Raw genomic sequence first — 21967 nt, forward strand, 5'->3', positions numbered from 1 at the left:
GTAGCCGCCAGCGCGCTGCCGCCTATTTGAGCCGCTCGCGATACAGCTTGTAGTTCTCGTCGTCGAAGCAGACAAAGGTCACCTGCTCGATCGACGGGGCGCGGCCTAATGCCTCGCGCACCGCCGCGATGGCGATATCGACGGCGCGCTCGCGCGGGAAGCCGTAGATGCCCGTGCTGATGTTCGGAAACGCCACCGTGCGCAGATGATGTTCGCCCGCCAGCCGGATGCTGTTCCGATAGGCGCTGGCCAGCAGGGCATCTTCATTCGCGCTGCCGCCTTTCCACACAGGCCCCACGGCGTGGATGACATAGGGGGCCGGCAGCAGCCCGCCCGTGGTGATCACCGCCTCGCCAGTCGGACACCCGCCCTGGGCATCGCGAATCGCCCGGCAAGCGGCCCCGATGGCCGGCCCGCCCGCGCCGTGAATGGCGCCGTCCACGCCGCCTCCGCCCAGCAGCCCGCTATTGGCCGCGTTGACGATGGCATCGACCTCCATCCTCGTGATATCCCCATGCACAACCTGCAAGTGTTCGCCTGTCATGGTGTCTCCTGTTTAGTGGGGGTGCCGTGCTGGCGTTGCACGCCCCTACAAGCATAGGCGCGGAACGTGCGCCCGGCAGCATCGCAAGCATGGCCGGTGATCGCGCAAAAGGTGCTTCAGGAGTTGTCTTGAGGGTTATTTCGTAATGCTGCAGGCCGGAAAGGCTGGCATGATACGGAAATCGAACGACCGTTCACAATTCGAATTGTTGTTGAGCCTGTGATCCCGGTGTGCCCCCGGTCGGTATCGGTCTAACATGGCCGATTGTCCGATTTCGACTGTTCCTATGTCCGCTCAGCTTTCTCCGTCCGTTCCCGGCTTGCCTGCCCAGCCGCTCGACCCCCAGGTCGCGCAGCTGCTGGAACTGATTGCGCGGGCCAAGCGTCCGGCGATCCATACGATGGACCCGGCGGACGCCAAGATCGGCTACGAAAAGAGCGCGCCGATTCTGGATCTGTCGCCGGCAGCGGTACACAGCGTCGAGGATTTCGCGGTCACGGCCCGCGATGGGTATGCGATTCCGGTGCGGCTCTATGCGCCGCGCGAAGCCAGCTGGGCCGACCCGCTGCCGCTGCTGGTCTACTTCCACGGCGGCGGGTTCACGGTCGGCAGCATTCATTCGCATGACTCGCTGTGCCGCGTGTTCTGCAATGGCGCCGATTGCCTGGTGCTGTCCGTGGACTATCGGCTCGGTCCGGCGTGGAAATTCCCGACCGCCGCCAACGACGCGTTCGACGTGCTGCATTGGGTATTCGACGAAGCGGCCCGGCTAGGCGCCGACCCCGCCCGGATCGCCATCGGCGGCGACAGCGCGGGCGGTACGCTGGCGGCGGCCTGTGCCGTCGAGGCGCGCGATACCGGTCTGAAGCCCGTGCTGCAGATGCTGATCTATCCCGGCACCAGTGCGCGCCAGGACACCCCGTCGCACCATGCGCTGGCCGATGGCTACCTGCTGACGGCCGACATGATCCAGTGGTTCTTTGGCCAGTATCTGGACCAGGATGCCAGCCGCGACGACTGGCGCTTTGCGCCGCTCGACGGTGGCGGGCACGGGGCCGACGTCCGAGGCGTATGCCCGGCATGGATCGCCGTGGCCGGCTACGACCCGCTGCACGACGAAGGCGTGGCCTACGCCGCCAAGCTGCAAGGGGCCGGTGTGGCCGCCACGCTGGCCGACTACCCGACGATGATTCACGATTTCTTCAAGATGGGACGCTTTATCCATGCCGTGGCAGGCGCCCATGCCGACGCCATCGCTGCGCTGCGGGAGGCGTTCCAGACATAGTCAATCAACGAATTCTGGCCTGACCCCTGCCCATAACAACCGGGGCGGGCCTGCATCTGTTTCACGGTTTATCGAAGTCGCAACAGTGCATTTTTGCAGCAGAAGGAGACAACACTCATGCAACGCCGCCACTTTATGGCCCAGGTGGGCCTGATCGCCGCTTCGGCCGCAGTTGGACTGGCCGCCATGCCGGCACACGCCCAGGCGGACAAATTCCCGAATCGCCCGATTCGCCTGATCATCGGCTACACGGCCGGCGGTTCCACCGACATCCCGTTCCGCGTGCTGGCGGAAAACGCCTCGAAGATCCTGGGCCAGCCCGTGATCGTCGAGAACAAGCCCGGCGCCGGCGGCGTGCTGCCCGCGCAGATGATGCAGTCCACGGCCCCGGACGGCTACACGCTGGCCCAGGTGGCCATGCCCGTGTACCGCCTGCCGTACACCACCAAGATCAACTGGGACCCGGTCAAGGACCTGAGCTACATCATCAACCTGGCCGGCTATTCGTTTGGCCTGGTGGTGCCGGCCGATTCGCCGATCAAGACGATGCAGGACTACATCGCCTACGCCAAGGCCAATCCGGGCAAGCTGACCTACGGTTCGCCGGGATCGATGACCACGCTGCACCTGACCATGGAAGACCTGGCCATGCGCCAGGGCGTGCAGTTCTCGCACATCCCGTACAAGGGCAACTCGGAGTCGATGCAGGCGCTGCTGGGCGGCCATGTGATGTCGGTGGCCGATACGCCGGCCTGGGCCCAGTACGTGGAATCGGGCAAGCTGCGCCTGCTGTCCACCTGGGGCGACAAGCGGTCGGCACGCTTCCCGAACGTGCCGACGCTGAAGGAACTGGGCATGGGCATCGTGCAGACCTCGCCATTTGGCCTGGTGGCGCCCAAGGGCACCGATCCGGCCATCGTCAAGAAGCTGCATGACGCGTTCAAGCAGGCCATGGAAATGCCGAACTACCGCGAATCGCTGGCCAAGTTCGACATGGAGCCGTACTACATGAGCTCCACCCAGTACGCGGCATTTGCGGCAGACACGGTCAAGCGCGAGCGCGCGATCATCGAGAAGCTCGGGCTGAACAAGCCGCAATAAGCCTGTCATCGGGCGGGGCGTTCCACGGAGCGCCCCGTTTTTCATTGGGAGCCTGTGCCAGATGGCCAAAGAGGATTTCCGCCACAGCATGCCGCTGCGCGTGCGCTGGGCCGAGGTCGATCCGCAGTCGATCGTCTTCAACGCGCACTACCTGACCTACTGCGATATCTGCGTGACCGAATACTGGCGCGCGGTGGGCATCCGCTACCCCGAAGACGTGCTGCACGCGCATGGCGTGGACATCTTCGTGGTCAAGTCGACGCTCGAATACCACGCCTCGGCACGCTTCGACGACATGCTCGATATCCGCGGCCGCATGGCGCGGCTGGGCCGGTCGAGCCTGCTGTTCCGCGTGGAGATGTACCGCGGCGACGAACACCTGATCACCGGCGAGATCGTCTACGTGTGCGCGGACCCGAACACCCAGAAGTCGGCGCCGATTCCGGCGCAGGTGAGGGAGCAGATCGAGGCGTGGGAGGTAACCAGGCCCGCTGCGTAAAGCGGGGGGAGGGTTTGAGGCGCTCGCCCTCTCCCCCGGCCCTCTCCCGCAGAGCGGGAGAGGGGAGCACACCAACAGCGGTTGCCGTGCTTCTTGTTCTCTCCCCTCTCCCGCAAGGCGGGAGAGGGGCGGGGGAGAGGGCCAGCGGCTCAATAGCGATACGGCTCACTCAAAGCGAGATCCCCGCATCCTCCGCATAAGCCCGAATCACATCGTCAAAGCTGGCGTCGCTGACAAAGCCCAGTTCCAGCGCGCGGGAAGGGTCCCAAGCCGCCGGCCAGGTACCCACAATCTTCTCGATGCGCTCCTCGCGCTGCCAGGTCACGCGGTCTGCCACCGCATCGCCGGCCACGCGGCGCAGGGCGTCCACCATTTGCGCGGCCGTCACCGACAGGCCCGGCAGGTTCACCACGCGACGGTTGCCAAAGCGCGCGCCGTCCAGTTCGATGCCATTGACCAGCGCCTGGATCGCGCCGCGCGGCGACAGCAGCCACAGCGCGGTGTCCGGGTGTACCGGGCAGTTGGCCGCCACGCCCGACAGCGGTTCGCGGATGATGCCGCTGGCAAACGACGACGCGGCGGCATTGGGCTTGCCGGGCCGCACGCTGATCGTCGGCAGGCGCAGCACGCGGCCATCGACAAAGCCCTTGCGGCTGTAATCGGACAGCAGCAGCTCGCCGATGGCCTTCTGCGCGCCGTACGAAGACTGCGGATTCAGCGCGGTATCGTCCCGTACCACGGCCGGCAGCTTGCCGCCATAGACGGCCACCGAACTCGTGAACACCACGCGCGGCACGTGGCCGACCTGGCGGCACGTTTCCAGCAGTGCCCGCGAGGCGTCCAGGTTTACGCGCATGCCCAGGTCGAAATCGGCCTCGGCCTGGCCGCTGACCACGGCGGCCAGGTGGAAGATCGCGCCGGTATCCCGGTCGATGGCCTGCGCCAGCACGGCCGGGTCGGACAGGTCGCCCGTCACCACGCGCACGCGGGCATCGTCGATCTGGGGCGCCACCACGTCGAGCAGCGTGAGCCTGTCGATCGTGACGGCGCGGCCGTCCAGGTTCAGCGTGCCGCGCTTGAGCAGCAGGCGGGCCAGTTGCAGGCCCAGGAATCCGGCACCGCCGGTAATCAGTACGTTCATGGTTGCAACAATCCTGTGGGTTTCAGAGGATCAACGCTTCAGGTACGGCTTGAGCCAGCCCAGGCCCTCGGACGTGCCGGCACGCGGCCGGTACTCGCAGCCAATCCAGCCCGTGTAGCCGAGCCGGTCGATCACGTCGAACAGGTACGGGTAGTTCAGTTCGCCGATGTCCGGCTCGTGTCGCTCGGGCACGCCGGCAATCTGGATATGGCCGATGCCGGCAACATCGCGTGCCAGCTTCTTGGCGATGTCGCCTTCCACGATCTGGCAGTGGTAGCAGTCGAACTGCACCTTCAGGTTGGCGGCGCCCACCTGCTGGCAGATGGCCTGCCCGTCGTCCTGACGGTTCAGGAAGTAGCCCGGCATGTCGCGCGTGTTGATCGGCTCGATCAGCACCGTGATGCCGTGCGCGGCGGCCGACGCGGCGGCGTAGGCCAGGTTTTCCAGATAGACGGCGCGGCAGCGGGCGCGGTCGGCGTCGGCCGGCACCAGGCCGGCCATCACGTGCACGCGGTCGTTGCCGATCACGGCCGCGTATTCCAGCGCCTTGGAAAACGCGTTGCGGAACTCGGTCTCGCGCCCGGGCAGGGCGGCGATGCCGCGCTCGCCGGCGGCCCAGTCGCCCGGCGGCGCGTTGAACAGGGCCTGGGTCAGGCCGTGCGCGTCCAGCCGCTGGCGGATCTCGGCGGCCGGATGGTCGTACGGGAACAGGTACTCCACGGCCTGGAAGCCGTCCTTTGCCGCAGCGGCAAAGCGGTCCAGGAAGTCGTGTTCCGTGTACATCATCGAGAGGTTCGCGGCAAAGCGCGGCATGTCAGGTCTCCTTGAACTTCAGGTTCGATCAGCGGTTGACCAGCCGGGCCGGGGTCAGCCACACCAGCAGGGCGCCCACGATCAGGATGGCAGACAGCACATACATCGGCAATTGCGTGCTCTGCGTCAGGTCCTTGAGCGCGCCCACCATGTACGGCGACACAAAGCCTGCCAGGTTGCCCACCGAGTTGACCACGGCGATGCCCGACGCGGCGGCAATGCCGCTCAGGAACGCGGTCGGCAGCGACCAGAACAGCGGCGCGCAGGTCAGCACACCGGCCGCGGCCAGCGACAGCGCCGCAATGGCCACCGGGGTATTGTGGGTGAAGGACGCCGCAATCGCAAAGCCCGTGGCACCCATCAGCGCCGGCACGATCAGGTGCCAGCGGCGTTCGCGGCGGGCATCGGCGCTGTGGCCCAGGATGTTCATGACGACGATCGCGCAGATGAACGGGATGGCGGACAGCAGGCCGATGTTGAGGTTGCCGGTCACGCCGCTGGCCTTGACCAGGGTCGGCATCCAGAACGTCAGCGCATACTGGCCGGTCACGAAGCAGAAGTAGATCAGGCACATCCACCAGACGCGGCGGTCGCTGAACACGGCGCCCAGCGAATGCATGTCGCGCTGGCCATTGGCCGCGGCGGCGGCCGATGCGGCGCGCTCGTCTTCCTCGATATTGCGCTTGAGCACGCGCTTTTCGTCATGGCTGAGCCACGGCGCCTTGTCGATGCCGTCGCGCAGCACGAAGATCGTCACGATGCCGATGGCAAACGCGGGCAGCGCCTCGATAAAGAACATCCATTGCCAGCCGGCCCAGCCGTGGGTGTCGTGGAACGCGTCCATGATCCAGCCCGACAGCGGGTTGCCGAACATGCCGGCCACCGGGATGCCCGACATGAACAGCGCGATCATCTTGGCGCGGCGGTGCGAGGGATACCAGTACGTCAGGTACAGGATCACACCCGGATAGAAGCCCGCCTCCGCCAGGCCCAGCAGGAAGCGCATGACGTAGAACTGCGTGGGCGTCTGCACGAACACGAACGCGGCCGAGATGATGCCCCACGTGATCATGATCCGCGCGATCCAGACGCGCGCGCCGATGCGGTGCATCAGCAGGTTGCTGGGCACCTCGAACAGGAAGTAGCCGATAAAGAACAGGCCGGCGCCCAGGCCGAACACGGTCTCCGAGAACTGCAGGTCCTGCGCCATCTGCAGCTTGGCGAAGCCCACGTTGACGCGATCGAGATAGGCGATCACGTAGCACAGCATCAGGAACGGCATGATGCGCCAGAACACCTTGGTGTAGGCAGTCTTTTCGGTGGCGGCGTCGGCGTCGAGCCGTGCGTCGGCGGCAGGGGTCCCCACCGCGGGGTTGGAAGCGGTCATCTGGAAGGTCTCCACGTGTATTGAAAATTCAGCCGGTTTGCTTCCTCTCCCGCAGGGCGGGAGAGGGTTGGGGAAAGGGCAGGGGCGTTTGTTTTGTGGCGTCGCCTGGGGGATGCGCTGGCCCTCTCCCCCGGCCCCTCTCCCGCCAGGCGGGAGAGGGGAGAAACAATCAGTCGGTAGGTATTACAGGTTCACCACCTCGCCTTGAACGTGTCGCGCAGTTCCGCCAGCGCGGCTTCATCGAGCGGGGCGGGCTTGTCCCGCAGCATCATCCAGAGCCGGGCGGTTTCTTCCAGCTCCTCCAGCGCCCAGGCCGCGCGCGACACGCTGTCTTCCCACACCACCGGGCCCAGGCGCGCCAGCAGCACGCCGCGTACCTCGCGGGCCAGCTGCGCCACGCGGGCGGCCACAGCGGGGTCGCCGGGCCGGTGGTACGGAATCAGCGGGATATGGCCGACCTTCATCACGTAGTACGGCGTGATCGGCGGCAGCACGTCGTCGGGCTGCCAGACGCCGGCCAGCGTCAGGGCCACCAGATGCGTCGAATGGGTATGCACCACGCCGTGGGCGTTCGGGTTGTTGTCGTAGACGCAGCGGTGCAGCGTCAGCGTCTTCGACGGCTTGTCGCCCGATACCCAGGTGCCGTCGGTGGCCACCTTGGCCACCCTGGCCGGGTCGAGCGTGCCCAGGCAGGCATCGGTGGGCGTGATCAGCCAGCCGTCTTCCAGGCGGGCGCTGATGTTGCCGGCCGTGCCGACCGTGTAGCCGCGCTGGAACAGGCTGGCGCCGACGCGGCAGATCTCTTCGCGCAGCGCGCTTTCGTTCTGGCTCATGGTCAGGCTCATCGCGCGGCTCCCAGCGCCTGCAAGGCTTCGTCGAAGAAGTTCTCGCCGCCGAAGTTGCCCGATTTCAGGGCCAGCGCCAGCGGTTCGGCATCGAGCGTGACCGTGGCCGGCACGCCGGGCGCAATCTGGCGGCCGATGCGCAGCGACTGCACGCCCAGCGCCTGCACCACCGCGCCCGACGTTTCGCCGCCAGCCACCACGAAGCGGCGCGTGCCGCGCGCCTTGAGCGTGGCCGCAATGCAGGCCAGCGCGTGCTCGACCAGTTCGCCCGCGCGCGCCACGCCCAGTTCGGCCTGCACGGCCTTGACCTGTTCGGGTTGCGCGGTGGCGTAGATCAGCACCGGCTCGTCATGATCGCGGGCAAAGGCCAGGGCCTCGTCGGCCACGGCCTCGCCACGCGCCAGGCGCAGCGGATCGATCCGCAAGGCGGGGCGTTTCTGGGCGATCCAGTGCGCCACCTGGCCGTTCGTGGCGCGTGATGCGCTGCCGGCCAGCACCACGCCGTGGCCATTGACGGCCGGCACATCGGCGGCGTCGGTGCGCACGGGCAGCAGCCCGGCGCGGCGGAAGTTCTGCGGCAGGCCCAGCGCAATGCCCGACCCGCCCGTGATCAGCGGCAGCGCCGCGCAGCCTTCGCCCAGCGTGAACAGATCGGCGTCGGAGATCGCATCGGCAATGGCCAGCTTCACGCCCTCGGCGCGCAGGGCGTCGATGCGGGCGCGCACGGCCTCGGGCCCCTTGGCCACGGTGTCATAGCGCAGCAGGCCGGCCTTGGCCCGGCTCTGGCGCTGCAGCACGCGCACCAGGTTGGCATCGGTCATCGGCGTGAGCGGATGGTGCTCCATGCCCGATTCGTTGAGCAGCGCGTCGCCCACGAACAGGTGGCCACGGAAGATCGTGCGGCCGTTTTCGGGGAAGGCCGGGCAGGCGATCGTGAAATCGCTGCCCAGCGCGTCGAGCAGGGCCTCGGCCACCGGGCCGATATTGCCGGTGTCAGTCGAATCGAACGTCGAGCAATACTTGAACACGAACTGGCGGCAGCCCTGTTCACGCAGCCAGGCCAGCGCCGCCAGCGATTGCGCCACGGCGTCGGCCGCCGGAATCGTGCGCGACTTCAGCGCGACGACGATGGCGTCGGCTTCCACGGTCGACGTGGGCACGCCAATGGTCTGTACGGTGCGCATGCCGTTGCGCACGAGCGTGTTGGCCAGGTCGGTGGCGCCGGTAAAGTCGTCGGCGATGCAGCCCAGCAGCGGCGTATTCGGGCCATTGGGGCCATTCGGGCGGTTCTGGCGATCGGTCGTCATCGCCTTACTCCTTGCCTTTGCCGGCCGGCAGTTCGATGCCCGGGAAGATCTTGATGACGGCCGAATCATCCTCGCCGCCGTGGCCGGCGGTGGACGCCATCATGAACATCTGGTGCGCGGCGGCCGACAGTGGCAGCGGGAATTTGCTGGTGCGCGCGGTATCGAGCACCATGCCCAGATCCTTGACGAAGATATCGACGGCGGACAGCGGCGTGTAGTCGCCGGCCAGGATGTGCGGCACGCGGTTTTCGAACATCCACGAATTGCCGGCGCTGTGCGTGATCACGTCGTAGAGCGCGTCCGGGTCCACGCCTTCGCGCAGGCCCAGCGCCATGGCTTCGGCCGCGGCGGCGATATGCACGCCAGCCAGCAGCTGGTTGATGATCTTGACCTTCGAGCCGGCACCATGGGCGTCGCCCAGGCGATAGACCTTGCCGGCGATGGCGCCCAGCACGTCTTCGGCCAGCGCGTAGGCTTCGGCCGGTCCTGACGTCATCATCGTCATTTCGCCAGTGGCCGCGCGGGCGGCGCCGCCCGAGACCGGCGCGTCGATCAGCAGCAGGCCCTTTTCGGCCAGGCGCTTGCCCAGCGCCTCGGCAAAACCGGGGGGCACGGTGGCGCTGGCGATCACGAGCTTGCCCGCGGCCATGGCCGGCACGGCACCCCGTTCGCCGAACAGCACCGCTTCGGTCTGCGCGGCGTTGACCACCAGCGTGATCACCACGTCGCAGCGTTCGCCCAGTTCGGCCGGGCTGCCGCAGGGCACGCCGCCGGCGTCGGCAAAGCGGCGCAGCACTTCATCGCGCAGATCGAACGCATGGACCTTGAAGCCGGCGCGCAGCAGCGACTGCGCCACGCCATAGCCCATCGCGCCCAAGCCGATGACACCAATATTCCTGGACATGGAAATCTCCTGAAAGCGGGATTAATGCGACGGGCCTTGCGGCAGGTCGCCGGCGGCAGCATCGTCGTCGCCCAGTTGCGACAGGCGGCGCGCCGCGTTGTACATGTGGTTCTGCGCGGCATTGCGCGCGGCGTCGGGGTCGCCGGCACGAATGGCGGCGACGATGGCCTGGTGTTCCTCGCGCACCTGGCGCGAGAAGTCCTCGCGGCGCGCCTCGTTGGTACGGGTCACGCGGGTGGCGGTTTCCAGGTACTGGCTCAGGAACGCCAGTGTCTTGAGAAAGTAGGGGTTGCCGGTGGCTTCGGCGATGGCGCGGTGAAAGCCCACGTCGGCGTCCACGCCGTCGCCGCCGGCGGCCACCTCGGCATCCAGACGGGCCAGCGCGGCGTCGATGCCGGCCATGGCGGCATCGGTGCGGCGGCGGGCGGCCTGCGCGGCCACCTCGGCTTCGATGGAACGTCGCAGTTCGACGATCTGCAGCACCGATTCAAGGGTGCCGACGTCGGTGTAGTCGATGCGTAGCGGCCGGATGCCGGCCTGTTCCGTGACGAAAACGCCGCTGCCCTGGCGCGATTCCACCAGCCCTTCGTATTTCAGCCGCGCAATGGCCTCGCGGATTACGGTGCGGCTGACGCCGAACTCCTCCGACAGCACGGCCTCCGTGGGTAGCTTGGCGCCACGCGGAAAAGCGCCGCCTTCGATCTTTTCGAGTAGCTGTTCGGCCACGCTGTCGGTCAGCGCACGGGCGGGAATCTTCTGGAACATCATCGTCACGTCATCGGGTAGTCAGGTCATCATACAAATTTCGCCAAGGGTTGGCAGAGGGGGTAATCCCTAGGATGGTGCGGCCGATGGCCGATAATCGCACGGCCCTGCTGCATCACCTTGACCGCCGTCACGGGCCTGCCGTCGTATGATTGCGTCTTTCCAGACTTCCCCGCCCCTCGAACATCATGTCCGTTTCCGCCGATTCCGTACTGGTCTGCCCCTGGGATGAAGCCCGCGAACGTGCGCGCGCCATCCGCTACAGCGTGTTTGTGGAGGAGCAGGGCGTGCCGGTGGAACTGGAGTGGGATGACATGGACGCCCCAAGCTGGCACGCGCTGGCGTTTGCCGCCGATGGCACGCCGGTGGCCACGGGCCGGCTGCTGTCGGATGGCCATATCGGCCGCATGGCCGTGCTCAAGGTGGCGCGCGGCACCGGCGTGGGCGCCAGGGTGCTGGACGCGCTGATGGCCAAGGCCGCCGAACTGGGCTACCCGGCACTGATTCTCAATGCCCAGACCCACGCCGCGCCGTTCTACGCGCGCGTGGGCTTCGAGCAGGTCGGTGAGGAATTCGAGGAAGCCGGCATTCCGCACGTCGAGATGCGCAAGCGCATCGGCTGAGTCTGCCGGTTCCTCGGTTTTCGGCTACGCGCCGAACTCGCGCAGCAGCGCCTCGCGGTCCTCGTCGAGCCGGGGGGCCGGCCGCACCGCGCCGGTCTGCCAGGCGTCGCCGATCTTGATCGGATTGCCTGCCACGCGCAGCGACTTGTCGGCGCCGATGCCAACGTCGAGCAGCATCTGCCGGGCCTCGACGTGGGCGTTCTCCATGATCTGCGGCACCCCGTTCAATGGACCATGCGGCACGCCGGCGGCCTCCAGGATGGCTTCCCATTCGGCGGTCGGTGCCTCGCGCAGACGCGTTTCCAGGCATTGCTTCAGGTCGGCATGGTGTTCGTTGCGGGCCGGGACCGACGCGAACCGGCGGTCGTCGGCCCATTCCGGCCGCGCCAGGGCGCGGCAGAGCCGGTCGAACAAGGCGTCGTTGCCCACCGCAATCACGATAAAGCCGTCCTGCGTGGCAAACATGTCGAACGGCGTGATCGACGGGTGCCGCGTGCCCAGCGGCTTCGGCACGTTGCCGGTGGCCGAAAAACGGGCGATGGGATTTTCCAGCAGCGCCACCTGGCAATCGAGCATCGAGATATCGACCCGTTCGCCCAGCCCGGTAGCGGCGCGGCGCAGCAGCGCGGCCTGGATGCCGATGGTGGCATACAGGCCCGCGCCGATATCGCCAATCGACACGCCCACGCGCGCCGGATTGCCGCCGGGCTCGCCGGTCACGCTCATCAGGCCGCCCATGGCCTGCACCACCATGTCGTAGGCGGGCCGGTTGCGGTAGGGGCCGGTCTGGCCGAAGCCCGAGATCGACGCATACACCAGGCGCGGATAGCGGGCGCGCAGCATCTCCCATGTGTAGCCGAGCTTGTCCATCACGCCGGCGCGGAAGTTTTCCACCAGCACGTCGGCGCCTTCCAGCATCCTTTCCAGCACCGCGCGGTCCGACGCGTCCTTGAGGTCGAGCGCGATCGACGACTTGTTGCGGTTCACCGACGCAAAATAGGCCGACTCGCCATCGACGAACGGCCCCACCTGGCGCGAATCGTCGCCCCGGTCGGGATTCTCGATCTTGATGACGCGGGCGCCCAGGTCGGCCAGCATCATCGTGCAGTACGGGCCGGCCAGCACGCGCGTGAGGTCGACGACGGTGATGCCGTGGAGGGGGCCGTTTGGCGTTGTCATGCTTGACTCCTTCAGGTTCGGTGCGCGGGCCGGCATCAGTCGATCTTCGCGCCGCTGGACTGCGCCAGGTCCACGCCGATCTTGCCTTCGCGGGCCGCAAATTCGCGGAATTCAGCCACCGATGCCGACACCGACACCTCGTCGCCCTGCGCCAGGAATCGCTTGCGCAGTTCGGGGTCGGCCATGACGCGGGCGGTGGCTGCGAACAGCTTGTCGATGATCTCGGGCGGCGTTTTCGCGGGGGCGAACAGCCCGTACCAGGCCGACAGGTCGTAGCCCTTGAGCCCGCTTTCGGCGATGGTCGGCAGCTGCGGGTTGGCGTTCGAGCGTTGGGCCGATGTGACCGCGATCGGTACGACCTTGTGGGTGTCGATCATCGGCTTGACCGATGGCGCCGTGCCGAACGTCACCTGCACGTCGCCGGCGGCCACGGCCTGCGCCGACGGCGCGCCGCCCTTGTACGGCACGTGCGTCATGCGCACGCCGGCCAGCTTGGTGAAATAGACGCCAGCCAGGTGCGTGATCACGCCATTGCCCGACGACGAATAGTTGATGGCGCCCGGGTGCGCCTTGGCCTGCGCGATCAGGTCCTGCACGTTCCGGATGCCTGTGTCCTTGTTGACCGCCAGGATCAGCGGTGCGGCCGACAGTTTCGTGATCGGCGCGAAGTCGGACGGTTCGTAGCGGATGTTCTTGTACAGCACCTTGTCGCCGCCCATCAGGCTGGCCGTGGCGATGTAGAGCGTGTAGCCATCGGGCGCCGACTTGGCGACGTACTCGGCGGCAATCGTGGTGCCGGCGCCGGGCCGGTTGTCGACCACCACCGGCTGCCCCAGCTCGCGGCTCAGCGCATCGCCATAGAGCCGCGCGGTGTTGTCCGCGCCGCCCCCGGCCGGAAATCCGATCACGAGCCGGATCGGCTTGTTGGGGTAAGAAGTCTGCGCCGATGCGGCAACGGGCAGCGCCGCGAACAGCGTGCCAAGGATGGCCAGCGCGGCGCGATGGGGCAGGGTGGTCAGGGTGGTCAGGGTGGTCGTCATGATGATGTCTCCTCCGTAGCTGTTTCGCCACTTGAGTGAATGGACGCGGCTGTGCCTGGCGTGGCTATCGGCCGCGGAACGCAGGGGTTCGTTTCTCCTTCCATGCCGCCGCGCCCTCGCGCAGGTCTTCCGAGGTTTCTGAGCGGTGGATGTCGCGTTGCAGCGCGTCGGCGTCAAGCCGGCCACAGGCGATGTCGTTGAGGTGGCGCTTCATGCCGGTCAGTGCGATCGGCGCCATGCCGGCCAGCTGGGCGCTCAATGCCGCCACGCGGGCGGCCAGCGCATCGGCGCTCACCATCTCGGTCAGGAAGCCGATGCGCAGCATCTCGTCGGCCTCGATGCGGTCGGCGGTCAGGAACAGCCGCTTGGCGGCGTTCAGGCCCAGGCGCGAGACATAGCGTTCCATGCCGCCGCGATAGAAGTGCAGGCCCAGCCGGGCGGCCGGCATGAACATGTCGCATCCGGGCACGCCGATCCGGAAATCGCACGCCAGGCACAGGTCGGTGGCGCCGCCATAGACGCCCCCCTGGATGGCGGCAATCGTGGCGGGCCGCGCGGCCTCGATGGCGTCGATCACGTCGCCGAAACTGGCCGCGCCTTCCTCGGGCTTGCCGCCCAGCGATCCGATGTCGTAGCCGCTGCAGAAGTACTTGCCCGTGGCGGCGAAGCACAGCACCAGCACGTCGGGCATGGCATTGACGGCGGCAACGTGGTCGCGCAGGGCAATCAGGTCGGCCGGGCTGAGCCGGTTGGCCACATGGGGCCGGCGCAGCGTGATGGTGGCAACGCGGCCTTCGATGGCCAGCGAGGGTGAGGTATCATCCATCTTGTTATATCTCATAGCCGATTTGATATATTAAAAAAGGCTACAGATATTTTTATGCGGAAGGTAGAGGGTAAACCCATGCAATCGCTACAAGATCGGATTCGCGAAAGCGTGATCGCCGCCATCCAGGCGGGCGATCTGCGGCCCGGCGCGCAGATTGACGAGAAGAGGCTGGCCGAGCAGTTCGACAGTTCACGCACGCCGGTGCGTGAGGCGCTGCTGATGCTGGCCGCCCAGGGGCTGGTGTCGATCGCGCCGCGCGCGGGCATGTTCGTCCACAAGCCCACCGCGGCAGAGCTGGTGGCGATGTTCGAGACGCTGGCCGAGATGGAAGGGGTGGTGGCCCGCCTGGCCACCCGGCGTATTTCGGCCGAAGGGCGCCGTGCGCTGGCCGATTCGCACGAGGCCGCCGGCGTCCCGGCGCGCCAACGCGATGCGCTGGCGTACGCCGACGCGAACCGGGTCTTCCACGAGGTGCTGTACCAGGCGGCGGCCAATCCGTTTCTGTCGGAGCAGATCGTGCAGTTGCGGCGCCGGCTGGCGATCTACTGGCAGCGCAAGGACCTGATCAACGAGGCACGCGTGGCGACGTCGTACCGCGAGCACGGCCAGGTGGTCGAGGCCATTCTGAGCGGGCAGGCCGATGCTGCGGCCGAGGCCATGCGCACGCATATCTCGGCGGGCGGCAAGGCGCTGGCGGACCTGGTGCTGCTGGCCGACGCGGCGTCGGCATAGCGTTCGCGGAATGGGGGGATTCGGTCGCAGAGGGCTGCGGAGGAACGGATTTTGCGGGATGGCGTGGCCGTCTACCTGAAACCGGAGGCCATCATGAGCATCTTCAAGGACATCCTCAACAAGCTGCTGCACCGCAGCCAGTCGGGCGGGTCCGCAACCGCCAGCGCCACGCCGGGCACGACGCCGAGCGCCACGACCGGCACCACGTCGCCGTCGGCCAGCCCGAACGCGCCGTCGCCGGGCGCCGTGCCGCCGCCGGGCAGCGCGCCCGCGCCGGCCGCCGCACAGGCGCAGCCATCGTTGTCACAGGTCGATGTGGAAGCGGTCATGGACAAGGCGGCCAGCGAGGCCGGCCAACCGCTCAACTGGCGCACATCGATCGTCGATACGCTGAAGGCGCTCGGCATCGACAGCAGCCTCGAACATCGCAAGGCGCTGGCCAAGGAGCTGAACTACACCGGCGACATGAACGATTCCGCGGCGATGAACATGTGGCTGCACAAGCGCGTCATGCAGGAACTGGCCGCCAATGGCGGCAAGCTGCCGAAGGACCTGACCGACTGACCGAAGGATGGACTGGCGGTTCTGCTCGCGCCGTGAAAGTTTGCACGCCAGCTTTGCAAACGGCGGCGCGAGCCCGGGCCGGGGGCGGCCCGGCTGCGATGACGATTACCGGGGTGCCGGGACGGTCCCGGTATCGCGTGCCACCTTCAGGCGGCCCTGGTACGACACCTCGCCAGTCTTGCCATCGGCGTCGAAGCTGCGCTCGACAAAATCGAAGCGGCCATCGTGCCGCACGCGCAGCACGGTGCTGGCGCGCGTGCCATAGCTGGGCGAACGGATAAATGCCGACGACAGCAGCTTTTCCCATTCGGGTGCCACGCCGGTACTTGGCAGTTCCCAGTCGGGCGCCTGCTTTTCATCGGCCAGCAGCTGCAGGTAGGGCTCGGGGTCCGATCCGGGCTGTCCGCGGTCGGCGGCCAGTACCTCGCACATGGCGCCCACGCGGCTGCGCACCTTGGGCCAGGGCGTATCGAGCAGGGCGTTCGACAGGCCATACAGGCCCGGCTTGAGCTTCTGCGGCTGGCGCGACTTGGACCGGTTGCTGTACCACCAGAGATCGTGCAGATCGCTCGCCAGCAGGTTGAAGCCGTTGTACGCCCCGGGTGCGCGGGCCAGGTCGTGCAGATACTCGTCGGCGGTCTGGTTGCCGCGCAGGAAATGCGACACCAGTTCCCCGCGCGAGCGGGCATCGGTACGTTTTTCGGAAGGGGCGCGGTAATTGGTCAGCGCCGCAAAGCGGGCGCGCGAATCATTGGGCCATTCGGGCGATTCGGCGTTGGCGACGCCCATCCACGTACCGGCATCGCCAATCACCTCCGCCAGGTCGCGGCCGCCCAGCACTTCGTGGGCATCCTGCCACCAGTGCGCGGCCGCCGCCGGGCGGGCATAGAATTCGTCGCGGTTGCCAGCTACCACCAGGGCATAGTCCGGGTGCGATTGCCAGGCCACCAGTATCAGACACATGGGGGCTTCCTTTCTACGGCTTCTCTCGCGCGGTCAGAGCACGTCCAGATCGATGAACCGCTCGCTCATCCGGTCGCCGCTGATCCATTGCGCCAGCCCGCTCTGGCGCCACAGCCCGTCGAGCGTGGCATCGAACGCGGGCGGCACATCGGCGTAACTCTCCATCCACGTCTGCAGGCCCGCTCGGGTCTCGGGCCTGCGCATCAGCGTACCACCAATCCCGGTCGCCTCGGCGACCGTTTCCATCCAGCGGTGCCAGTGCGGCAGCGCGTCAGCCGCGTGCGCATCGGGTATCTTGAAATAGACGTAGAGATGATCGCTCATGGCGGCGTTCCCCGGGCGTTCAGCTGGCCGATTCGGCCTCGTTTGGCAGCGGCACTTCGTACGGCAGCGCACGCGTGGACAGTGCCGGTCCGTTGGCGGCGCCCAGGTGCAACGCACCGGCGGCGGCGTCGATCTTGAGTTCGGCCAGGCCGTCCCAGCCGCCCAGCGGCGACGCGGCGGCGTTGACGACCATGCCGCACGGCTGTTCGGGGTCTTCCGGACGGAAGATCTCGGCGGCGGCGGCCGGCACGGGGCCTTCGCCCTGTACGCGCCACATGCGCCGCTTGAGCGTGCCGCGATACTGGCTGCGCGCCACCACTTCCTGGCCGGGATAGCAGCCCTTGCGGAAATTGACGCCGCCCACCAGCTCGAAGTTGATCATCTGCGGCACGAATTGCTCTTGCGTCGGGGCCGTGATGCGCGGGATGCCGGCGCCAACCTCGAGCCAGTCCCAGAATGCCGGGTCGGCAGCCGCCAGCGTGGCACCCAGCGTCTGCTGCAGGGCATCGGCGCGGTCGGCGGCGGCAACCAGCTGCCAGCGCGCCTCGCCTTCGGCATCGGCCAGGCGGATCACCGTGACGCCATCGGCGTGGGCCACGGCCAGCGGGCCTTGCGGCGCGGGCAGCCCGGCCTGGCGCAGCGCGGCCTCGGCACCGGCGCCGGCCACGCCCAGCACGCGGTGCGTGGCCGACAGGTCCGACAGTTTGGCCTTTGCGCGCAGCACGAACATGGTCAGGCGCTTCTGGATGGCGGGCTGGATGTCGGCCGACAACTGCAGTACGACGCCTTCGGCATCGCGCCACATCAGGAAGCTGGCCATCAGGCGCCCCTTGGGCGAGCAGTAGCCGGCCAGCCGCGCCGTATCGGCGGGCAGGTCTTCCACGGCATTGGTCAGCTGGGTGTGCAGGAAGGCAGCGGCGTCGTCGCCGGCCACGCGGATCAGGCCCAGGCCGGCGGGCGCGGTCACGATACCGGCGGCGGGCAGGGCGGCGAAGCTGTCGGCGAGGGTCGGGAATTCAGTGGCGGACATGCGGACGGTCCTGAAAATCGGATGGATGGGTAAATTGGGGGCGCAAGTGCGGAACACAACGTACGGCGACGCCGGCGTGTCCGGCGGCACGCGATCGGCGTTACGGATCACTGCGGGCCTTCAGGTGATGCCCGTCAGGTAACGCTCGGTGACACATTGGCCACAAGGCTCCCGGTATTATATGGGCCTGTCGCCATTCCGACCGGCCGCCCCAATGATCCCGACCCGCCGGCGGGGACATGGCGGCCGGTGTTTATTCTCACGCCATGAAACGTCTGTTCCTGCGCCTGGTCGGGGTATTGCTGGTCTTTGCCATGGCCGCCGCCGGCGGCTTTGCCTGGTGGGCCCGCCAGCCGCTGGCCCTGTCCGCATCCCCCGTCGAAGTCATCATCAAGCCGAATTCCGGCGTGGCCAGCGTTGGCCGCCAGATCCAGCGCGGCGGCGTGGGCATGGACCCGCGCCTGTTCCAGTTGCTGGCCCGCGTGACCGGGCATGCCGCCGAACTCAAGGCTGGCGGATATCAGTTCGAGACCGGCGTGACGCCGCTCGATGTGATCGAAAAGCTGGCCAAGGGCGAGGTCACGCACTATGTGGTCACCGTGATCGAGGGCTGGGAATTCCGCAAGATGCGCGCGGCCGTGGATGCCAATCCGGCCCTGAAGCACGACACGCAGAACCTGTCCGATGCCGACCTGATGAAGGCCATCGGCGCGGCCGAGACATCGCCGGAAGGCCTGTTCTTTCCCGATACCTACCTGTTCGCACGCGGCAGCAGCGACGTGGACCTCTACAAGCACGCCTACCGGGCCATGCAGAAGCGCCTGAACGACGCCTGGAACGCTCGCTCGCCCAACCTGCCATACAAGACGCCGTACGAGGCGCTGGTCATGGCATCGATTGTCGAGAAGGAAACGGGCCAGGCGGCCGAGCGGCCGCTGATTGCCGCCGTGTTCGTGAACCGGCTGCGCAAGAACATGATGCTGCAGACCGACCCGACCGTGATCTACGGCATCGGCCCCGCCTTCGACGGCAACCTGCGCAAGAAGGATCTGCAGACCGACACCCCGTACAATACGTACACCCGGACCGGCCTGCCGCCGACCCCGATCGCGCTGCCAGGCCTGGCCTCGCTGGCCGCAGCCACCACGCCGGCGCCGTCCGATGCGCTGTACTTCGTGGCCCGAGGCGACGGCAGCAGCCATTTTTCCAGCTCACTCCCCGAACATAATCGCGCGGTCGACAAGTACCAGCGCGGAAAGCCCTGAATTCATGCGCGGCAGATTCATCACCTTTGAAGGCATCGACGGCGCCGGCAAGAGCACCCATATCGAATGGGTCGCCGGTCGCCTGCGCGAACGCGCAACCGTTGTGACCACCCGCGAGCCGGGCGGCACGCCGCTGGGCGAAGACCTGCGCGGCCTGTTGCTGCACCGGAAGATGGACCTGGAGACCGAGGCGCTGCTGATGTTCGCGGCACGCCGCGAGCATATTGCCGAGGTCATCGAACCGGCGCTGGCGCGCGGCGACTGGGTCATCTCCGACCGCTTCACCGACGCTACCTTTGCGTACCAGGGCGGCGGCCGTGGGCTGCCGCGCGAGCGGCTGGAAGTGCTGGAGCAATGGGTGCAGGGCGATCTGCAGCCCGACCTGACGCTGCTGTTCGACGTGCCGCTGGAGACGGCGGCCCAGCGCCTGGCCAGTGCCCGCGAGCCGGACAAGTTCGAGGCCGAATCGGGCGCGTTCTTCGAACGCACCCGGGCCGAATACCTGCGCCGCGCGGCCGAAGCGCCGGGCCGGTTCCGCGTGATCGACGCCACGCGTTCGATCGACGAGATTCGCGTGACGCTTGAGCAAATCATCTCAAGTCTCTGATTTATTGGGTATATACGCGCACGCTGATGTGGACGGGCACAGCTCGGACAATACATGAGACGATCGCGCTAACTGACTGATCCGGCATGCTTTATCCCTGGCAACGAGAAGACTGGCAACGGCTGGCCGCGCTACGCGACCGGCTGCCGCACGCGCTGCTGCTGCATGGGCAGCAGGGCATCGGCAAGCGCGACCTGGCGCTGCATTTCGCCCAGGGCCTGCTGTGCGAATCCCCCGTGGCCGATGGCCAGCCGTGCAACACCTGCGGCGCCTGCCACTGGTTCAGCCAGGGCAATCACCCCGATTTCACCGTGGTACGCCCCGAGGCGCTGGAAGCCGGCACGGGCGATGCCGATGGTGACGGCGAAGGCGGCGGTAGCAGCAAGAAGAAGGCGCCCAGCAAGATCATCCGCATGGAGCAGGTGCGTGGGCTGATCGAGGCCGTGGGCGTGGGCACGCATCGCGCGGGCCTGCGCGTGGTGGTGATCTACCCGCTCGACGCGCTGCAGACCGAGGGCGCCAACGCGCTGCTCAAGACGCTGGAAGAGCCGCCGCCGTCCACCGTGTTCCTGTTGGTGACCGACCGGATCGACCGCGTGCTGCCGACGATCCTGTCGCGCTGCCGGCAGTTTTCGGTGGCGCGTCCCACCCACGCCGCCGCGCTGGAATGGTTGCGCAGCCAGGGCGTGGCCGATGTCGAGGCCCAACTGGCGCTGTCGGGCGGGGCGCCGCTGACGGCCCTGCATGCCGCGGAGGCCGAGGAACAGCCGCTGCAGCGTTTGCTGGTGGGGCAGCTGGGTGCCGGCGCCGCGTTCGATCCGCTGGCGGCGGCCGATCAATTGCAGAAGCTGCCCGTGCCGGCCGTGTTGGGCGTGCTGCAGCGCTGGACGTACGATCTGCTGGCGCTGTGCCTGGGCACCGGCGCCGTGCGTTATTTCCCGAAGGAGCAGGCCGCGCTGGGGCGCTGCGCCGGGGCCACCGATGCCCATCGGCTGCAGGGGTTTGCCGCCCGGCTGGTCAATCACCGGCGTAGCGAGAACCATCCGCTGGCGGCGCGGCTGGTCCTGGAGTCGGTTTTTCTCGATTACCGGCAGTTGTTCCGCTGAAAGCGACAAAAAAAGGACCGAAGCGGCCAAAAGCATAGGCATCGATGGGCACGCGTGGTAAAAGTCGAGCCACGCAGTTCCCATATTCCATAGCCCGCCCAAGCGGGCAAATCACAGCAGGGGTCAAACATGAATGCACCAGTCACGATGCCGCCGCGTCCGGCGACGGCTGCGCCCGTCAATCCGGTCGGGCCCATCACCGGCGGCGCACCGCAGCGGCCGAATGTGCTGTCGCTGTCGATCAAGGATCAGGCGGGGCTCTACGCGGCCTACATGCCGTTCCTGGCGCGCGGTGGAATCTTTGTACCGTCGAACCGGCCGTTCCGGCTGGGCGAGCAGGTCTACCTGGTGCTTTCATTGCTGGACCGGCCGCAGAAATACCAGGTGCAGGGCACTGTGGCCTGGATCACCCCGGCCGGCACGCCGATGAAGACGCCCGGCGTGGGCGTGCATCTGCCGGATGATGACAATGGCCGCATGCTCAGGCGTGCGGTGGAAGAGCTGCTGGGCAAGACCATCGAATCGGGCCGCCCCACGCAGACCCTCTAACTTCATGTGAAATGCGAAGCCTGCTTCGCAAGTATCTGTTTTTATGAGTCATAGTGGTTTTTCGGTGCGTCTGGCGACGCGTGACGACCTGGCTGGCATCGTCGAGATCTACAACAGCACGGTGCCGTCGCGCATGGTGACTGCCGATACGGAGCCGGTATCGGTGGCTTCGCGCGAGGCCTGGTTCGCGGCGCACCTGCCCGAACGCCGCCCGCTCTGGGTGTGCGAAGCCGCCGATGGCCGCATGGCCGGCTGGGTCAGCTTCTCCGACTTCTATGGCCGTCCTGCGTACGGCGCCACAGCCGAAGTCTCGATCTACCTGCACGAAAACTTTCGGGGCCAGGGCCTGGGCCGCTTCCTGCTGGAGCAGGCCATTGCGCATGCGCCCCGGGTGGGCGTCAACACGCTGCTGGGCTTTATCTTTGGCCATAACGCGCCGAGCCTGGCCCTGTTCGAGCGCCATGGCTTCTCGCGCTGGGGCGACCTCCCGCGCGTGGCCGTGCTCGATGGCGTCGAGCGAGATCTCGTGATCCTGGGCCGCCGCCTCGGCTGAGCGCGAAGGAAT

25 protein-coding genes are annotated in these 21967 nt (G+C 67.3%); 11 read left to right on the top strand and 14 right to left on the bottom strand.

Annotation, left to right across the window (positions count from 1 at the left end; genetic code table 11):
* Positions 1-22 precede the first annotated feature (22 nt).
* Complete coding sequence (locus tag AC3G88_RS12050; RefSeq protein ID WP_488893410.1) at positions 23-544, bottom strand: O-acetyl-ADP-ribose deacetylase; 522 nt, start codon at positions 542-544, stop codon at positions 23-25.
* Positions 545-830: 286 nt separating this feature from the next.
* Between AC3G88_RS12050 and AC3G88_RS12055 the strand changes: the two genes are divergently transcribed.
* The 3 genes from AC3G88_RS12055 to AC3G88_RS12065 all read left to right on the top strand — a co-directional run bounded on the left by AC3G88_RS12055 (position 831) and on the right by AC3G88_RS12065 (position 3429).
* Positions 831-1829 carry an alpha/beta hydrolase gene (locus AC3G88_RS12055; RefSeq protein WP_488772938.1) on the top strand — a complete coding sequence of 333 codons (999 nt, stop codon included), beginning with the start codon at positions 831-833 and terminating at the stop codon, positions 1827-1829.
* A gap of 117 nt (positions 1830-1946) precedes the next feature.
* Positions 1947-2930, top strand: coding sequence for a tripartite tricarboxylate transporter substrate binding protein (locus AC3G88_RS12060; RefSeq protein WP_400391915.1), 984 nt, complete (start codon positions 1947-1949; stop codon positions 2928-2930).
* Positions 2931-2991: 61 nt separating this feature from the next.
* Positions 2992-3429, top strand: coding sequence for a YbgC/FadM family acyl-CoA thioesterase (locus tag AC3G88_RS12065; protein ID WP_488772939.1), 438 nt, complete (start codon positions 2992-2994; stop codon positions 3427-3429).
* A gap of 169 nt (positions 3430-3598) precedes the next feature.
* Here AC3G88_RS12065 and denD read toward each other — a convergent pair whose 3' ends face one another.
* The 7 genes from denD to AC3G88_RS12100 all read right to left on the bottom strand — a co-directional run bounded on the left by denD (position 3599) and on the right by AC3G88_RS12100 (position 10591).
* The gene (gene denD, locus AC3G88_RS12070; RefSeq protein WP_488772940.1) at positions 3599-4570 is read right to left on the bottom strand and encodes a D-erythronate dehydrogenase; all 972 of its coding nucleotides are present in this window, start codon (positions 4568-4570) and stop codon (positions 3599-3601) included.
* A gap of 30 nt (positions 4571-4600) precedes the next feature.
* A complete protein-coding gene (otnI, locus tag AC3G88_RS12075; RefSeq protein WP_488772941.1) occupies positions 4601-5383 on the bottom strand; it encodes a 2-oxo-tetronate isomerase in 783 nt (260 codons plus the stop codon).
* A 28-nt stretch (positions 5384-5411) separates the two neighbouring features.
* Positions 5412-6770 (bottom strand): MFS transporter, encoded by a 1359-nt coding sequence (locus AC3G88_RS12080; RefSeq protein WP_488772942.1) that lies wholly within the window; start codon positions 6768-6770, stop codon positions 5412-5414.
* 191 nt (positions 6771-6961) lie between these two features.
* Positions 6962-7603: a 3-oxo-tetronate 4-phosphate decarboxylase gene (gene otnC, locus AC3G88_RS12085; RefSeq protein WP_153948202.1), complete on the bottom strand. Its 642-nt coding sequence runs from the start codon at positions 7601-7603 to the stop codon at positions 6962-6964.
* Positions 7604-7611: 8 nt separating this feature from the next.
* On the bottom strand, positions 7612-8922 hold the full coding sequence (gene otnK, locus AC3G88_RS12090) for a 3-oxo-tetronate kinase (protein ID WP_488772943.1): 1311 nt from the start codon (positions 8920-8922) through the stop codon (positions 7612-7614).
* A 4-nt stretch (positions 8923-8926) separates the two neighbouring features.
* Positions 8927-9826, bottom strand: coding sequence for an L-threonate dehydrogenase (ltnD, locus tag AC3G88_RS12095; protein WP_488772944.1), 900 nt, complete (start codon positions 9824-9826; stop codon positions 8927-8929).
* A 21-nt stretch (positions 9827-9847) separates the two neighbouring features.
* Entirely contained in the window at positions 9848-10591 is a 744-nt protein-coding gene (locus tag AC3G88_RS12100; protein ID WP_400395460.1) for a FadR/GntR family transcriptional regulator, read from the bottom strand.
* A 188-nt stretch (positions 10592-10779) separates the two neighbouring features.
* On the opposite strand from AC3G88_RS12100, the gene AC3G88_RS12105 reads away from it, so the two are divergent.
* Entirely contained in the window at positions 10780-11214 is a 435-nt protein-coding gene (locus AC3G88_RS12105; RefSeq protein ID WP_488772945.1) for a GNAT family N-acetyltransferase, read from the top strand.
* A gap of 24 nt (positions 11215-11238) precedes the next feature.
* On the opposite strand, the gene AC3G88_RS12110 is transcribed toward AC3G88_RS12105, so the two are convergent.
* The 3 genes from AC3G88_RS12110 to AC3G88_RS12120 all read right to left on the bottom strand — a co-directional run bounded on the left by AC3G88_RS12110 (position 11239) and on the right by AC3G88_RS12120 (position 14259).
* The gene (locus AC3G88_RS12110) at positions 11239-12393 is read right to left on the bottom strand and encodes a CaiB/BaiF CoA transferase family protein (RefSeq protein WP_488772946.1); all 1155 of its coding nucleotides are present in this window, start codon (positions 12391-12393) and stop codon (positions 11239-11241) included.
* A 35-nt stretch (positions 12394-12428) separates the two neighbouring features.
* Positions 12429-13433: a tripartite tricarboxylate transporter substrate binding protein gene (locus AC3G88_RS12115; RefSeq protein ID WP_488772947.1), complete on the bottom strand. Its 1005-nt coding sequence runs from the start codon at positions 13431-13433 to the stop codon at positions 12429-12431.
* Positions 13434-13497: 64 nt separating this feature from the next.
* Complete coding sequence (locus tag AC3G88_RS12120; protein ID WP_488893411.1) at positions 13498-14259, bottom strand: enoyl-CoA hydratase/isomerase family protein; 762 nt, start codon at positions 14257-14259, stop codon at positions 13498-13500.
* A 78-nt stretch (positions 14260-14337) separates the two neighbouring features.
* Here AC3G88_RS12120 and AC3G88_RS12125 point away from each other — a divergent pair, with 78 nt between their 5' ends.
* Both AC3G88_RS12125 and AC3G88_RS12130 read left to right on the top strand, forming a co-directional pair.
* Complete coding sequence (locus AC3G88_RS12125; RefSeq protein ID WP_488772949.1) at positions 14338-14994, top strand: GntR family transcriptional regulator; 657 nt, start codon at positions 14338-14340, stop codon at positions 14992-14994.
* 93 nt (positions 14995-15087) lie between these two features.
* Positions 15088-15558 carry a DUF3597 domain-containing protein gene (locus AC3G88_RS12130; protein WP_488772950.1) on the top strand — a complete coding sequence of 157 codons (471 nt, stop codon included), beginning with the start codon at positions 15088-15090 and terminating at the stop codon, positions 15556-15558.
* A 105-nt stretch (positions 15559-15663) separates the two neighbouring features.
* On the opposite strand, the gene AC3G88_RS12135 is transcribed toward AC3G88_RS12130, so the two are convergent.
* From AC3G88_RS12135 to ygfZ, 3 genes are read right to left on the bottom strand one after another with little or no spacing between them, the layout of a single operon-like run.
* Positions 15664-16521: an NRDE family protein gene (locus AC3G88_RS12135; protein WP_488772951.1), complete on the bottom strand. Its 858-nt coding sequence runs from the start codon at positions 16519-16521 to the stop codon at positions 15664-15666.
* A 33-nt stretch (positions 16522-16554) separates the two neighbouring features.
* Complete coding sequence (locus tag AC3G88_RS12140; RefSeq protein WP_153948213.1) at positions 16555-16845, bottom strand: DUF4936 family protein; 291 nt, start codon at positions 16843-16845, stop codon at positions 16555-16557.
* A 19-nt stretch (positions 16846-16864) separates the two neighbouring features.
* A complete protein-coding gene (gene ygfZ / locus AC3G88_RS12145) occupies positions 16865-17875 on the bottom strand; it encodes a CAF17-like 4Fe-4S cluster assembly/insertion protein YgfZ (protein WP_488772952.1) in 1011 nt (336 codons plus the stop codon).
* A 266-nt stretch (positions 17876-18141) separates the two neighbouring features.
* Between ygfZ and mltG the strand changes: the two genes are divergently transcribed.
* From mltG to AC3G88_RS12170, 5 genes are all read left to right on the top strand, one after another.
* Positions 18142-19140 carry an endolytic transglycosylase MltG gene (gene mltG, locus AC3G88_RS12150; protein ID WP_488772953.1) on the top strand — a complete coding sequence of 333 codons (999 nt, stop codon included), beginning with the start codon at positions 18142-18144 and terminating at the stop codon, positions 19138-19140.
* Between the two features lie 4 nt (positions 19141-19144).
* Positions 19145-19747 carry a dTMP kinase gene (gene tmk / locus AC3G88_RS12155; RefSeq protein WP_488772954.1) on the top strand — a complete coding sequence of 201 codons (603 nt, stop codon included), beginning with the start codon at positions 19145-19147 and terminating at the stop codon, positions 19745-19747.
* Positions 19748-19833: 86 nt separating this feature from the next.
* Positions 19834-20853 (top strand): DNA polymerase III subunit delta', encoded by a 1020-nt coding sequence (locus tag AC3G88_RS12160; protein WP_488772955.1) that lies wholly within the window; start codon positions 19834-19836, stop codon positions 20851-20853.
* A gap of 147 nt (positions 20854-21000) precedes the next feature.
* On the top strand, positions 21001-21402 hold the full coding sequence (locus AC3G88_RS12165) for a PilZ domain-containing protein (RefSeq protein ID WP_488773159.1): 402 nt from the start codon (positions 21001-21003) through the stop codon (positions 21400-21402).
* Between the two features lie 43 nt (positions 21403-21445).
* Complete coding sequence (locus tag AC3G88_RS12170) at positions 21446-21955, top strand: GNAT family N-acetyltransferase (RefSeq protein WP_488772956.1); 510 nt, start codon at positions 21446-21448, stop codon at positions 21953-21955.
* Positions 21956-21967: the final 12 nt, after the last annotated feature.

Source organism: Cupriavidus sp. 86D6, assembly GCF_057815095.1.